The following is a 14,540-nucleotide window of genomic DNA, read 5'->3' on the forward strand; positions in this document are numbered from 1 at the left end:
TGCGGTTCGACACCCAGGCCCTGAAGCACCCCGAAATCTCCGGAACGGAGAAACAGCAAGGCAGCTTGTTTGGCTATGAGGTAGGGGAGTATCTGCTGGAGAAGTGGGGTCGCAAGTGCGCCTATTGTGACGCCACTGGATTACCGCTGGAGATTGACCATATCCATCTCCGCTCAAAGGGCGGCAGCGACCGCCTGAGCAATCTCACCATCCGTGCCAGTGGAAGTTTTGACCTCCAGACCGGTAACGGGCTGGTGCAAGGGAAGGCAAGCACCGATTCTCTACCTTGGTCGGGCGTGAAGATGGATAGGGTATTCGTGGACCAAGATAGCATTGGACAAAGGAGACGGCGGGAACTGGGGCGGCTTACGTCGCCGAGCTATCCCCCCTGGCATGAATGCCGGGGTTTCCCGCGCAACTGGATGAATGGCTTTCTCTCTTGAATATTCTTCCAAAAAAAATAAATCATGACAAAAACGATTAACCTGATTCTCATCCTATTGTTAACGATCGTCATCATCCTTTTTCTATGGCAGGATATCGCTTCAAAAATCGAAATGAAATACGATGATCTCATTGCCGAATACGCTCATGAATATGGAGTAGATCCTCTGCTCATTAAAGCGATCATTTGGAAAGAAAGTCGTTTTCGCCCTCAAAAAATAGGGAAAAATGGGGAAAGAGGCTTAATGCAAATTAGAGAACCTGCACTCAAGGATTGGATACAGAAAGAAAAAACCCAACCTATTTCTATCGATGCCCTTTTGGATCCTAAGTTAAACATTCAAATAGGCAGCTGGTATTTAGGCCAGGCTCTGCAACGATGGCAGAAAACGGACAATCCTGCTGTTTTCGCTCTTGCTGAATATAATGCCGGAAGACGCAATGCGTTGCATTGGGTGGATCCTCAAAATCCAACAAGTTCTGCAGCTTTTTTACAAAAAATCGATTTTCCTTCCACCAAACGCTATATCTTAAAAATTCTCGAACGCTATAAAGAATATAAAAACGGATTTTTTTGGCTTTCTTGGAATGAGGTGCTTACATTTCTTGGAGGAGAAGATGGAAAGGAAAATCTTTCCAACAAAAAAACGCCACAGCAAGATTTAAAAAAAGATCTTCCTCTAGAAAAGCAGGGCCCTTAGCTCAGCGGATCAGAGCGGCTGACTACGGATCAGCAGGTCACAGGTTCAAATCCTGTAGGGCCCAAAAAAAAAGAAAGCTGTTTTCTACTCTAAAAAACCTTTTTTCCTTACAGGTAGCCCTCAGATAAACTACTACAACAAAGCTATTTTAGGGGTGGGCTTAGGGCTTGTGAGGATCTGGTGAGAAGCCTATCCTTTAGGGGATAGGAGAGTATCACAAAAATGGTTGATTTGATTCTTCCATTGAATATATAAAAAAAATACAGGATCCTATTCTATTTAATGGGTCGTGTTGCTTTTTAAGGATTTTCTTCTTAAGCGGGTGTAGTTCAATGGTAGAACGGCAGCCTTCCAAGCTGCACACGAGGGTTCGATTCCCTTCACCCGCTCCATTTTTTTAAGATTTCTTTTCTATTTTTTTCTATCAACTGCTTTGTCTACATGAGATATTTCTCGACTTCTTTATAAAGAAAACTATTTATATATGTTTTACTTAGAACAAATGATCTCTAACATTTTGGTTAAAAGATTTATTTTCCTCTTGTTTTTTTCTTTTACGCTCTTTGTGATCTGCCAACAACTTAGCCATGCAATGGAGAGCTCCAACGCTCCATTGTTCGAAAACAATGACAATGGGAGCAGTTCACAAGAACTAAATACTCAAGGAAGCTTCGAAAACGAATCCTTGACTGAACCCACTCCGGATGTATCTCCAATATTGACTGAAGAAGAAAAAAAGGCATTAAAGCAAAAGGAAAAAGAAGAGAAAAAAAGACTTAAAAAACTAGAAAAAGAAGAAAAGAAACGAAAAGAAGAAGAAGAAAAAAAGAAAAAAGAACAAGAAAAACTAGAAAAAAAACAGAATCACTCCTCTTCGGTTAATAATTCAGTAGATAAAAAGCCTGGATCCGAACGAGTTTATATCATCCATAGAATTTTGCCTGCGATCTGGTGGAACATTAATCCTTCTGAAAAAGTAACCAAACTTGAGATCAACCTCAGCGAACAAAAGCTCTACGTGTATCAAGGGGGCAGATTGGCTGCGATCTCTCCCATTTGTTCTGGAACCAAAGATCATCCCACTCCCCTTGGAAGATTTACAGTCATCAATAAAGAAATTCTTCATCGGTCAAACAGGTATGGCTGCTTTGTCGATTCAAAAGGAAAAATAATCTATGCTAATGCAACAGTGTGCATGACTCCCCCTGCTGGGCTTCATTATGAGCCGGCCGATATGCCCTTTTTCCTTAGGCTAACTGATGACGGCGTTGGTCTTCATGGGGGTTATCTGCCAGGTTATGCTGCTTCGCATGGCTGCGTAAGGCTTCCGAAAAGTTTTGCTCAAGATCTTTACCCTCTTGTTCCCTTAGGTACTCCCGTCGTCGTGAGAGATTAAAAGAAAGAACACAGTTCAATTAAAAAACATTTTAGCTTCTATTATTCACAAGCTCTTTCCTTATTTTTTCTAGGAAAAAGTAAGGATCAATTTTCTGAATCCTCTCATCAATGATTTCTTTTCCGATGGTAAAATGATAAAGAGATTGCCATTGTTTATCGTTTATTCCGAGAAGTCTATGACATTCATCATCGAAAAAACAGCCTATGCCAGTGCCTCTAAATCCACTGGCTTCTGCCTCAAGGTAAAGAAATTGGCCTAAGAGACCGCATTGCCAAAAAAGCTCCCGATAAACAGTTGGGCCAAGAAGTTGGAGGGATTTCTCAAATTCAACAATTATGCCAAGGGAAAAAAACCCATTAGAAGCTATCGATTGGTGACAATGAATGGTTTGAACAATCAAATCTGTGCGAAACGGCTTAAGAAAGAAAAAGGGAAGCGGGGCAAAGATGATTTCCCATAAAAAGTCTTGATCTAGCATTTGGGTAATTCTTGCTAGATCTGAAGAAATATTCAAAAGATATAATCCTCGAGGCAGTCCTTCAATCCGATTGACAAAAAAAAGTAAAGCCACGATAAAATTTTCTCTAAAAAGATCAAATGGAAACTTTCGATTGCTCAAAGTACTTTTTATTTTATGAAGAAGAAGACGAAAATGGTCCTTATCGAGCCAGGCTTTATTATCCATAGCTTGTGCACTCCTCCTTCTCCTAATAATTTCTCTTGCCGCAACCTTTCGATCAAAGGAAGGAATACTTTGTGAATCATTCTGAGATAGTTCCTTATCTAATTGTATTGCAATAGGAAAAGAAGAGGCTTGCTGGCAGGCTTCACTGATTGTTTCTATTACAGGCCAAGGAAAATGTTCCTTACTGAGTCTATTGGGAAGGCCAAAAAGCATCTGAGGAATAAGTTTTTCAAATTTTTCTTCTGTTAGGAAAAGTTGTGGCTTTTTCTTTTGTGGAGGACTGATTAACAAAAGTATTTCTGGATATTCTTTTTCCATGCCTCTTTGAGAAGCAATTCCTAAGATAGAGCCAAGCAGCTCCGTGCCTACTCCCTCAATAATATAGGTATTCCAGCCAAGCATTGCAGCAGCATAACTGATTGTTCCTAAAACATGGCCGATGTCCAACTGGCAATATCGATATGCTCTTTCTCCATATTTCCAGGATTCTCTCCAAAAAATAGAACTTATTCCAACAAGAAAAAATTGATTGGTTAGTCCCCATTCCCTAAGGAGATTTTTTCCTAGAATAGCCCTTTTTTCTAAACAATGGTAAAGGGCACAGTAATGATATAAAGCCGTTTGGGTTTCTTCATTCCCTATCGCATCGAGCAATAAATATACTTCGGTAGGATGGAGATTGCCGCTAGAAGGGTTTATTCGCAAACTCCAAGGCGTAAGCCCTGGAGCTGATTTCCAAGCAGAGATAGCTAAACTATCCAATAAAAAAAGACTGATCGACTCAATAGAAATGGGGTGTGGATCGATAGACTTATAGCCAAGGGAGTCGAAAGACGGAGAAGGAATTTCTTTTAGTATTGGCAGGAAAATTTTAAATGCCCCTTCATAAACACGGAACAGGAAAGGTTCATTCTCCCAGTCAAGGAACATCGGGGAGGGAGCATATGCCTGAAGCCGGTGCTTTGTTCTCTCATGATAGTCAAAAACAGCTAAATAGCGGTTTTCTAAACTCTTTTCCATCTTTTTAAAATAGCAGAAAAAAAAAAGGCTAGCGCCCAAAAGAAAAATCAATGAATAAATCGGAGAGATTTTTTTGGTGGATGCCTGTGGGTCCTTGATCGGAGTTCATCAACCGAGCTTTTGATATCTTTAAAAAGCAGATCTGCCATGTCTCTAGAAAAACCTTCTCGGATAACGATTCGCATGACCGCGGTATTTTGTGCATTTGGAGGCATAAAATAAGCAGGGATCTGCCATCCTTTTTCTCTAAGCCTGTATGAAAGGTCAAATACGGTAAAAGGCTCTTCGGTCTTTATCTCAAAGCAGATAACAGGGATGTCTTTGCCTCGACTGATCACATGAAATATTCCAAGGGAATCAATTTGATCAGCCAAATGGAGACTGATCGCCTGCATAGCTTTGAAAATATTCGTATACCCTTCTTTCCCTAATCTAAGAAAGTTATAATACTGGGCGATGACCTGGCTTCCAGGCCTTGAAAAATTCAAAGTAAATGTGGGAAGTTCACCCCCAAGATAATTGACTTTGAAAATGAGTTCTTCAGGTAAGGACGATTCACTTCTCCAAACAACCCATCCTATTCCAGGATAAACCAGCCCATATTTATGACCAGAAACATTTATGGATTCGACCAGAGGAAGTCGGAAATCCCATTGAAGCTCTGGATGAATGAATGGAGCAACAAACCCACCACTGGCTGCATCGATATGCAGGGGAATTTTAACACCATTGGTTATGGAGAAATCCTTTATAACCTCATGGATTTGTTCAATTGGTTCAAACTCTCCTGAATAAGTCGTTCCTAGAATGGCTACAACCCCTATCGTATTTTCATCTAAATAGGAAGCCACTTTCTCTGGATTTGTTGAGTAACTGCCTGGAACAACAGGAATCATGCGCGGCTCTACCTCGAAGTATCTGCAAAATTTTTCCCAAACCACCTGAACATTGGTTCCCATAACCAGATTAGGCACTTTGGAGGAATTCCCCGGTTTCTTTTGTCTTTTTTTCCAATTCCATTTCATGGCTAACCCAGCAAGCATTATGGCTTCAGAAGAGCCTATTGTTGAGGTCCCCATGGGCTTTTCATGCGCGGCACCATGAAAAAGTTTGGCAATCATCCGGACACATCTTTTCTCTATTTCAGCCGTTTTGGGATATTCATCCTTGTCTATTAAGTTTTTATCTAATGTTTCGGCTATGAGTTCTTTTGCCTCTTTTTCCATCCATGTCGTCACAAAGGTAGCTAAATTAAGTCGTGGATTACCTTCTAGCATTAATTCATCTCTTATAATTTGAGCGGCTACCTCTGGTGGCATGCCATTAGTGGGCAGTTGATACTTCGGAACGGGCTCGACCATATCCCGCCTTGCATAAGCTGGATAAATAATTTCTTCTAGTTTGTCGTGGTTATGATTATCGAATAGTGTATGCATGCCCTCTACCTTTTTAATTTCATCTTTTTGTTCTAAAGAGCCTTAGTGACAAAAAGACACAAGGCATTCTTTTGAATATATTAACACAGAAAAAAAATTAAAGCTTGTTGGATTCACTTATAAGTAAATCAAGAAGGCCATAGCGTAACCCGCGGATACTGGAGGTAATGGAGTTTGCTCCTAAAACAGATAAGGTTGAAAAAACAACAGCCATTCCAGGGATTATGATTTCAATCCGATTTTGTGGTAATCCAGGAACAGTGGCAAGTTTTGTTAAATCATAGCAAGAAAGCTCTTCTATCTTTTTTTGAATGGCATCTGTTTCCATTGTATAAAGATGTGTTTTCAAAAAATCTTCTTTTGGAGATTCTTGAAATATATTTGCCATGGCTGCAACCGTCCCGCCTGTTCCAATGATTTGCTGACAGTAATTTTTAAAATCCTTTAACTGTTCTTTTAACTGTTTTTCCAGACAAAGCAGCATTTGAGCCACTGCTTTTGTGCCAATAGGATAGGCTGTAATAAACCGGTCTTTGATTCGGATGGCCCCCAAAGGAAGGCTTAAAAACCGTTCTGGTTTTTTATCTTTACCACAAATCCATTCCGAGCTTCCCCCGCCCACATCAAGGACAGTTAGAAAATTATCCTTCCCCTGAAGGGAAGGATCAGAACAGACGCCTCTATAGATGGTTTTTGCTTCGTCTTCTCCACTTAACAAAAGAATTTTATGACCAAGCACCTCTTCGGCTGCTTTTAAAAATTTTTTCCTATTTTTACTATCTCGTACGGCACTGGTTGCTGCGGCTATGCGACTACCTACTTTTAATTTATCAGCCCGCATCCGAAGCTGTCGCAAGATATCCAGGGTTCTATAAATAGCATCCTGAGAAAGTTCTCCTGTGAAAAAGAGCTTATCAGCAAGTCTTGTCGTATAACTCAGATGCAAAAGAAAATCGATAGTTTTTTCGTCTTTCTTCCTTGCTGTTAGAAATTTTATTGTATTGCTTCCAATATCATAAACGGCAAAATAATTCCGGTTTTCTGAAGGCTCACAAAAAGAATTTGATCCTGAATTGTTTTCAATAGAAGGATTTTGCTCAGAAAAGATCATGCAAGTTAGTCATTATTTGATTTGTCTTTCTAATGAAAGAACAAAGGTAGAGACTTTTAACTCCTTGCTCTCTTTTTCAAGCTGTTCAGAAAGATAGCCGATTAAGGAATCTATTTTCTTTAAATCTTTTCTTCTGCCTTTTTCAGCTCTGATTTGAACCCTTTCAAGAGTTTTCAGTAGCTGGCTTAATAGCTTCATTTTCTTTCGGGTATCCGGCGCATGCTTATTGATGAGAGAGATTTCTAAGGATAAATCCTCTATTTCTCTATGAAGCCTAGAAAGATAAGCAGCCACCAGCTGGTCAAGCTGGATAGAGAGCTCCGAAATTCTTGCCTGTATTTTTTCCTCTAGAGCAGAAGAAAGCAAAGCTGGCGAAAGCTCTTTCATCTAGGATTTCCTTATTTCAAAATGTAACTTTCCATCTTTGAAGTCAACGAAAACATGATCATGTTCGACAATCTCCCCTGCAATAATTTTTCTAGAAAGGGGAGTTTCGATCTCTTTTTGAAGGATTCTTCGAAGAGGCCTTGCTCCATAAATGGGACTATAGCCTTCATGTGCTAGATGTTCCTTTGCGCTCTCACTTAGTTCCAATTCAATATATTTTTCATGAAGCCTGTTTTTAATGAGTACCAGCTGTAAATCGACAATTTGTTTGATTTCGTTTAAACTCAAAGGCTTAAAAATAACAACTTCGTCAATTCGATTCAAAAATTCAGGTCGAAAAACAGCTCGTAATTCCTCCATGATTTTTGTTCTCACATCCTCCCTTATAGTTCCCCCCATTAAGGCCGCCTCTGTCAGATACACACTACCAATGTTAGAAGTCATTATAATAATGGTATTTTTAAAATCGACCGTTCTACCATGGCCATCGGTTAGCCGACCATCCTCCAAAATCTGTAAGAAAAGATTGAAAACCTCCGGATGCGCTTTCTCTATTTCATCAAGCAAAAGTACCGAATAGGGTTTTCTGCGAACAGCTTCAGTTAGTTGTCCGCCTTCCTCAAATCCGACATAACCAGGGGGAGCTCCAATGAGGCGCGCTACCGTATGCTTTTCCATATATTCACTCATATCCAGTCGGATCATGTTTTCTTCACTATCGAAAAGAGCTTCTGCAAGAGAACGCGCCAATTCTGTCTTTCCTACTCCTGTGGGTCCCAAAAATATAAAAGAACCAATAGGTCGCTTCGGATCTTTCAGGCCTGAACGGGCTCTAAGAATAGCATCCACTACGGCATTGACTGCTTCATCTTGTCCAACAACCCTCTTGTGAAGGATCTGATCCAGTTTGAGCAGCTTTTCTTTTTCTCCTTCTAAAAGACGAGCTACCGGAATCCCTGTCCAGCGAGAAACAATTTCAGCAATCAAATCTGGGGTCACCTCTTCTTGGATCATCCGATGTTTGGAGCCGTTGCCTTCGGATATTTTTGATTCAAGCTCTTGGATCTGTTTAGTAAGGGTCGGTATTTTCCCATAACGCAATTCGGCCACTTTATTCAAATCATATTCTCTTTGAGCTTTTTCAATTTCCTGTTCAGCCTTTTGTAACTCTTCTCTAAGACGCTGAAGCTCCATAATCGATCCTTTTTCTGCTTCCCAGTTGGCCCTCATTCGATCTCTTTCAGACTTTAATTCTGCTAGCTCCTTTTCTAGTTCTTCCAACCTTTTCTGAGAAGCTTCGTCCTTTTCTTTTCTTAAGGCCTCCCTTTCTATTTCTAATTGCAGAACTTTTCTTTCCAAAGATTCTAGTTCTTCGGGCATGCTTTCTATTTCTGTCTTTAGTTTGGCAGCCGCTTCATCAACAAGATCAATAGCCTTATCTGGCAGAAAACGATCCGAAATATAGCGATGAGACAACACAGCCGCAGCAACAAGAGCAGCATCTTGGATTCTCACTCCATGATGGACTTCGTAGCGGTTTTTCAAACCCCGAAGAATGGAGATTGTATCCTCAACCGTGGGTTCTTCTACCAATACGGGCTGAAATCTTCTTTCAAGAGCTGCATCTTTTTCTATATATTTCCGATACTCGTCCAGAGTGGTTGCTCCAATACAATGAAGCTCCCCCCTTGCCAGCATTGGCTTGAGCATGTTACCTGCATCAATAGCTCCTTCAGCTTTGCCCGCCCCAACCACAGTATGAATTTCATCAATGAAAAGAATAATTTGTCCTTGCGCAGAACTAATCTCTTTGAGTACAGCTTTTAGCCTTTCTTCAAACTCTCCACGATATTTGGCTCCTGCAATCAATGCTCCCATATCAAGAGCAACGATCCGTCGATTCTTGAGGCTTTCTGGCACATCCCCCTTCACGATCCTTTGAGCTATCCCTTCCACTATTGCTGTTTTCCCTACTCCAGGTTCACCAATCAAGACAGGATTGTTTTTCGTTCGACGGCACAAAACCTGAATAGTTCTCCGGATTTCAGCATCCCTTCCAATCACCGGATCGAGTTTTCCAACTTCGGCAAGTTTGGTCAAATCCCTGCCATATTTTTCCAAAGCTTCATAGGTAACCTCTGGATTAGGTGAAGTCACTCTTTGGGAGCCTCGCACCTCAGTAAGAACCCGCAAGAGAGTCTCTCTATCTAAGCCGTGGGATTTAAAGAGCCTAGCCACGACTGTTTTAGAAGATTCCTCGAGCATGGCCAACAGTAGATGCTCGACGCTGACATATTCATCTTTGAGCCTTTTAGCCTCTTCTCTAGCTTTAACTAAAAGCTCACTGAAACGTTGGCTAATATAACTACCAGTGGTCGCAGCTGTCCCAGTAATACGAGGAAACTTTTCTAGTTCGTTTTCTAGCTCTTCTCGAAGTAACTTTAAAGGCACCCCGCATCTTTCGAGAATCCTCGGAACAAGGCCTCCTTCTTGGGTAATTAGGGCTTCTAGTAAATGTTCAACATCTACAACTTGATGACCATACTTTGTCGCAATTGCCTGAGATTCTGCAATCGCTTCCTGTGCTTTTTCTGTAAATCGGTTCATTAGTTTTCTTTTAGTCCATTATATGTTTTTCGGAAATAAACTATTCATGCAGAAATATTTCTTTTAAAGAGGGCTTCAAAGCCTAGCCATAACCATCCAAAGATAAAACATCCCCCTCCAATTGGAGTAAACTTCGCCCAATAGAATGACTTCGATAGAACTAAAATATAAAGTGAGCCACTAAAAAAAACAATCCCCAGAAAAAATAAAAAGAAAGGAATCCAAAAGCCTTTTCTTTGATTTCCAATAAATAAGAGAGCTAAGACATGGATAAAATGATATTGGAGGGCTGTTTTCCACATTTCTATGAAATGGGATTCCTGGGCAGCAAGCTTAAGTCCATGAGCACCATAGGCCCCCATAATAACAGCTAAACTACCTAGAAAAGCAGGAAGTGCCATTTTAATATTGTTCATCGCTCAATCCGGACTGCTTGATTCTAACTAAGAAAGAAAAGAAAAGAAAAGAGATTTTTTTGCCTCATACAAGGCTAAGATGCTTACTGAAGGTTAGATTGATTATGGACACCATTATTTGAAGTAGCATCATAGAGCTGGACAGCTTCCTGGGCAGCCTTTTGGAGGAGATTCATTCCTTTTGATCAAATAGATGAGGAAACAACGATGGACTTTCTGATTCCTCTTTTAGTTTTTTGGGAACCGTTTTCTTTTTTTTATCTGATTCCATCAAGGAGAGGATTTTTTTTGCTTTCTCTATCACTCTTTCTGGGATTCCAGCAAGCTTCGCAACTTGAATCCCATAGCTTTTATTCATACTCCCTTGGACAACTTTTCTTAAGAAAACTACATTCCCAGTTGTTTCCACCACAGCCATTGAATAGTTTTTAATTTCTGGATAGAAATCAGCTAACTTGGCTAACTCGTGATAATGGGTAGCAAAAAGAGTTAGAGATTTATTGGTCTTATACAAATCTTCCACTATAGCCCATGCTAGAGATAATCCATCGAAGGTACTTGTTCCCCTTCCCACTTCATCAAGGATCACCAAACTTCTCTCTGTGGCATTATGAAGAATGTTCGCTGTTTCGTTCATTTCCACTAGAAAGGTGCTCTGACCCATGGACAAATCATCGCTAGAGCCTATACGGGTAAAAATTCTGTCTAAAAGCCCAATTTTGGCTCGTTTGGCAGGAACAAAAGAACCAGTATGGGCTAAAAGACAAATGAGAGCTACCTGTCTAATATAGGTACTTTTCCCAGCCATGTTGGGCCCAGTGAGTATCAAAATTCTACTGTCCGATCCAAGAAATGTTGAATTAGGAACGAAATCTTCTTTAGGAAGACATTGTTCGACAATGGGATGTCTCCCCTCCTCGATCTCTATTACAGGTTCGTCTACCATCGATGGCCTACAGTATCTTTTTTCTTGAGCTAAGGAAGCAAGGGAAGAAAAAACATCAAGCTTGTTGATCACATCGACCGTTTTTTGGAGAACAGGGATTCTAAGGCTAATTTTTTCTCTTAATTTAGAAAACAGTTCTTGTTCTAATTCATTAGCCCGATTTTTTGATCCCAGAATCTTCTGTTCAATTTCCTTCAGTTCTCTAGTAATAAAACGTTCCACATTGGCTAGCGTCTGCCGCCTTTCATAATAGGAGGGAACAGCTTTCGCTTGCGCATGGCTTATCTCTATCAAATAGCCAAAGACTTGATTATATTTGATTTTTAGAGCTTTAATACCAGTTTTTTCTCTTTCCTGCTGCTCAAAATCAATCAACAACTTCTGTCCCTGTTCGGACACTTCCCGAAGCTCATCCAGTTGCTCGCAATATCCTTTTTTGATTATCCCTCCTTCTTTTATGGAAAAAGGAGGATTTTCTTCAAGCGCCTTGTCAAGCTCTGCAACAACATCTTTTTCAATGGAAATGTCATGGGCCATGGCCCTTAACTTTTCATCTTGGATACTCAAGAGCAATTCAGTTATGAGGGGAAGTCTTTGCAACGACTCTTTGAGACTTAACAGTTCCCTTGGATTCACATAGCCTTGAGAAACTTTGGAAAGAAGTCTTTCCAGATCCCCAAATTTTTTAAGAATCTCACGCAGCTGCTCCCTTTTTTGTGGATGGTTGACCCAAAGGGCTATGGCTTGTTGTCTTTCTTGAATGACTGGGAGGCATCTTGAAGGCTCAGAAAGCCACCTTCGAAGAAGCCTGCCTCCGCCAGCAGTCAATGTCTTGTCTATGGCATTGAAAAGGCTTTTCCCGGATTTGGAATTGGCTTGGATGACCTCCAAAGTCTTTTGAGCAATGGAGTCGAGACAAAGAACCTCATTATTTGAGAGCTGAAGGATTGTAACAATATGAGAAATGCTTTGATGAAGCACCTCACTGAAATAGCGAAGTAAAGCTCCTGCAGCACAAATCGCAGCAGCCATATTGCTAAGCCCATAGCCATCTAAAGAGGAAACCTTAAAATGGGCCATTAAAAAATTTTTCGCTTCTTCTAAATCGAAAGCCCAGGGAAAATATCGGTGCACATAACATTCTTGGCTAATCCCTTCGATGAGCTCTTTGCCATGCTCGTTGTGTCGTATAAATGAAAATTCGGCTCTCTCAGCCAGGATAATTTCTCTAGGGCCGTAGCGGTTTATTAGCTCCATAATCTCTTTTTCGTTATCCAGCTGTCCCGAAAGGAAAAGAGCTGTTGTAATATCCATTAAAGCTATGCCAAATTTCTTTTTCCAATGGTACAGACTCATGCAAAACTGGTGTTCTTTAGGATCAAGGTTCGAACTATAGCCGTTACTGCCAGGGGATAGGATTCTGACGATTTCTCTTTTGACAAGTTGTCCAGGCTTGGGTTGTTCCATCTGATCACATAAAGCCACTCTTTTGCCCGCCTTTACTAGTTTAGAAACATAGCCTTCGATATTTTCCACAGGCACCCCACACATCGGCACCCCCTGCCGCTGTGTCAATACAAGATTAAGGATCCTGGCTCCTTCCTTAGCATCATCTAAGAACAGTTCAAAAAAATCTCCTAAACGAAAGAGAAGAAGCACATCGGGCGGCAGTTTTTGCTTGATTTCCCAGTACTGCCGCATCATGGGAGTCAAATTTTCCTTTTCTTTCATCTTCTCCATTTACTATTTTGGCGAAAGATTTTTAAAATATGTTGTTATTTTAATGTCACGATGCAGATTTATCTTCAACTTTTAGAAAAAGTATTAAAATTTGGAGTCCTTAAAAAAGATAGAACAGGGGTAGGAACCTATTCTATTTTTGGAGATCAAATCCGTTTTGATCTTACTAAGGGATTCCCTCTCCTTACAACCAAAAAACTTCATTGGAAATCGATCGTCTACGAGCTCCTTTGGTTTTTGAGGGGAGAGACTAACCTTTCTTTCCTTCATCAACATGGGGTCACTATTTGGGATGAATGGGCAGATAAAAACGGCAATCTTGGAAGAATCTACGGTGCCCAATGGAGAAGTTGGCGCGGCGCCAATGGAAAAACTGTCGATCAGATAGGATGGCTTATTGAACAAATCCAGAAAGATCCTAATAGCCGGCGGTTAATTGTTAGTGCTTGGAACCCTTCTGAATTAGATGAAATGGCTCTCCCTCCTTGTCATGTTCTCTTTCAGTTTTATGTCAATGCCCCCTATCTTTCCTGTCACCTTTACCAAAGGAGCGCAGATGTTTTTCTAGGGGTACCCTTTAACATTGCTTCCTATTCTCTCCTTACACACCTCATAGCTCATGTCTGCGGTTTGATCCCTAAAGAGTTTATTCAGAGCTTTGGAGATCTCCATCTTTACACAACCCATGTCTCTCAGGCAAAATTACAGCTACAAAGATCCCCTAGGCCTTTACCAACTCTACGAATAAACCCACATCTCAAGTCCATCGATGCTGTTTGCTTTGAGGATATCGAGCTTTTGAACTATGATCCATATCCTCCAATAAAAGCAGCCGTTGCCATCTAGTATCCTGTGCCCACTCTCTAAAGTAAATAGGTTTCTAACCATCTCTCATCTGGTCAGAAAAAAACCTTTTGATGCGGTAGTTGACCGTTCCGTCAGACTTACTCGTTCCTGCTCACAGAGGAACAAAGCTAACTTCCTGCTTCACAGAGGACAGTTTTACCATCGTCATGCGACAGCGACCAGAGCTTTCCTCTCCACCGGCTTCACATTTGTCGGAACTCGCCATAGGGCCGTTTAGGACGGCCAAACCATGCGCTAGGATATTCCTGGCCGCATTCACCTCCCGGTCGTGGATGCTTTCACACTCCGGGCACACCCACTGGCGAATGACCAGCGGCAGTGTTTTCTGGACCGTCCCCCATGCCGAAAAGCTCTTGCTGGACGGAAACCGATCAGCGCCAAGCACCAAACCACCACGCCTTTCTGCCTTGTATTCCAGTTGTCGCCGAAACTCGAAGAAACCCATGTCGGATAGGGAGCAGGCCAAATTCCGGTTTTCTCCATGCCGCCCACTTTCAGCTCTTCGACAAGCACGCGGAGAAATCGTCGCCTGAGCCGTGAGGTGAGCTTGTGCAAGGCGTCCTGCCGGATGTTGGCAATACGGGTATGGAGCTTAGACAGTCGGACTCTGGCCTTTTGCGCATATCCCGATATGGGCAACCGCAAGCCTTTGGGGAATCGGTGTGTGGTCCGGTCGCGCCTTGGTTTTCAGCGGGACGCAGGGGTATAGCGTCGGCAGCGACGGTGATGCTGATAAACCACCGGTCTGCCACCCGGGAAACGGTAGCGGAGATGAGCTTGC

12 protein-coding genes, 2 tRNA genes and 1 pseudogene are annotated in these 14,540 nt (G+C 41.5%); 6 read left to right on the plus strand and 9 right to left on the minus strand.

The window, feature by feature from the left end:
* The 5 genes from A7Q09_RS10770 to A7Q09_RS09415 form a co-directional block, all read left to right on the plus strand.
* The coding region (locus tag A7Q09_RS10770) for an HNH endonuclease (protein ID WP_208526737.1) at window positions 1-443 on the plus strand (443 nt) is incomplete at its 5' end.
* Between the two features lie 24 nt (window positions 444-467).
* Entirely contained in the window at window positions 468-1,145 is a 678-nt protein-coding gene (locus A7Q09_RS09400) for a lytic transglycosylase domain-containing protein (protein ID WP_134391196.1), read from the plus strand.
* Window positions 1,136-1,209: transfer RNA gene (locus A7Q09_RS09405), tRNA-Arg, on the plus strand. The genes A7Q09_RS09400 and A7Q09_RS09405 overlap by 10 nt, the downstream gene beginning before the upstream one ends.
* A 254-nt stretch (window positions 1,210-1,463) precedes the next feature.
* A tRNA-Gly gene (locus tag A7Q09_RS09410) sits at window positions 1,464-1,537 on the plus strand.
* Window positions 1,538-1,647: 110 nt separating this feature from the next.
* Window positions 1,648-2,541: a L,D-transpeptidase family protein gene (locus A7Q09_RS09415; RefSeq protein WP_244228642.1), complete on the plus strand. Its 894-nt coding sequence runs from the start codon at window positions 1,648-1,650 to the stop codon at window positions 2,539-2,541.
* Between the two features lie 31 nt (window positions 2,542-2,572).
* Here the strand turns inward: A7Q09_RS09415 and A7Q09_RS09420 are convergent, their stop codons facing one another.
* From A7Q09_RS09420 to mutS, 7 genes are all read right to left on the minus strand, one after another.
* Window positions 2,573-4,249, minus strand: a complete 1,677-nt coding sequence (locus A7Q09_RS09420; RefSeq protein WP_134391198.1) for a SagB/ThcOx family dehydrogenase — start codon at window positions 4,247-4,249, stop codon at window positions 2,573-2,575.
* 47 nt (window positions 4,250-4,296) lie between these two features.
* Entirely contained in the window at window positions 4,297-5,685 is a 1,389-nt protein-coding gene (locus A7Q09_RS09425) for a glutamate decarboxylase (protein WP_134391199.1), read from the minus strand.
* 97 nt (window positions 5,686-5,782) lie between these two features.
* Window positions 5,783-6,796 carry an exopolyphosphatase gene (locus A7Q09_RS09430; RefSeq protein WP_134391200.1) on the minus strand — a complete coding sequence of 338 codons (1,014 nt, stop codon included), beginning with the start codon at window positions 6,794-6,796 and terminating at the stop codon, window positions 5,783-5,785.
* Window positions 6,797-6,808: 12 nt separating this feature from the next.
* Window positions 6,809-7,183: a hypothetical protein gene (locus A7Q09_RS09435; protein ID WP_134391201.1), complete on the minus strand. Its 375-nt coding sequence runs from the start codon at window positions 7,181-7,183 to the stop codon at window positions 6,809-6,811.
* On the minus strand, window positions 7,184-9,790 hold the full coding sequence (clpB, locus tag A7Q09_RS09440; protein WP_134391202.1) for an ATP-dependent chaperone ClpB: 2,607 nt from the start codon (window positions 9,788-9,790) through the stop codon (window positions 7,184-7,186).
* Window positions 9,791-9,834: 44 nt separating this feature from the next.
* The gene (locus tag A7Q09_RS09445; protein ID WP_134391203.1) at window positions 9,835-10,206 is read right to left on the minus strand and encodes a DUF423 domain-containing protein; all 372 of its coding nucleotides are present in this window, start codon (window positions 10,204-10,206) and stop codon (window positions 9,835-9,837) included.
* 172 nt (window positions 10,207-10,378) lie between these two features.
* Window positions 10,379-12,883 carry a DNA mismatch repair protein MutS gene (mutS, locus tag A7Q09_RS09450; RefSeq protein WP_244228643.1) on the minus strand — a complete coding sequence of 835 codons (2,505 nt, stop codon included), beginning with the start codon at window positions 12,881-12,883 and terminating at the stop codon, window positions 10,379-10,381.
* 60 nt (window positions 12,884-12,943) lie between these two features.
* On the opposite strand from mutS, the gene A7Q09_RS09455 reads away from it, so the two are divergent.
* Window positions 12,944-13,738: a thymidylate synthase gene (locus A7Q09_RS09455; RefSeq protein ID WP_134391205.1), complete on the plus strand. Its 795-nt coding sequence runs from the start codon at window positions 12,944-12,946 to the stop codon at window positions 13,736-13,738.
* 112 nt (window positions 13,739-13,850) lie between these two features.
* Here A7Q09_RS09455 and A7Q09_RS11550 read toward each other — a convergent pair whose 3' ends face one another.
* The gene (locus A7Q09_RS11550) at window positions 13,851-14,204 is read right to left on the minus strand and encodes a zinc ribbon domain-containing protein (RefSeq protein ID WP_134391206.1); all 354 of its coding nucleotides are present in this window, start codon (window positions 14,202-14,204) and stop codon (window positions 13,851-13,853) included.
* A gap of 41 nt (window positions 14,205-14,245) precedes the next feature.
* Window positions 14,246-14,404, minus strand: a pseudogene (locus A7Q09_RS11555) (transposase); the annotation flags it as partial.
* Window positions 14,405-14,540: the final 136 nt, after the last annotated feature.

The sequence above is a fragment of the Methylacidiphilum sp. Yel genome, assembly GCF_004421185.1.
In the GTDB taxonomy this organism is placed as follows: Bacteria; Verrucomicrobiota; Verrucomicrobiia; order Methylacidiphilales; family Methylacidiphilaceae; genus Methylacidiphilum.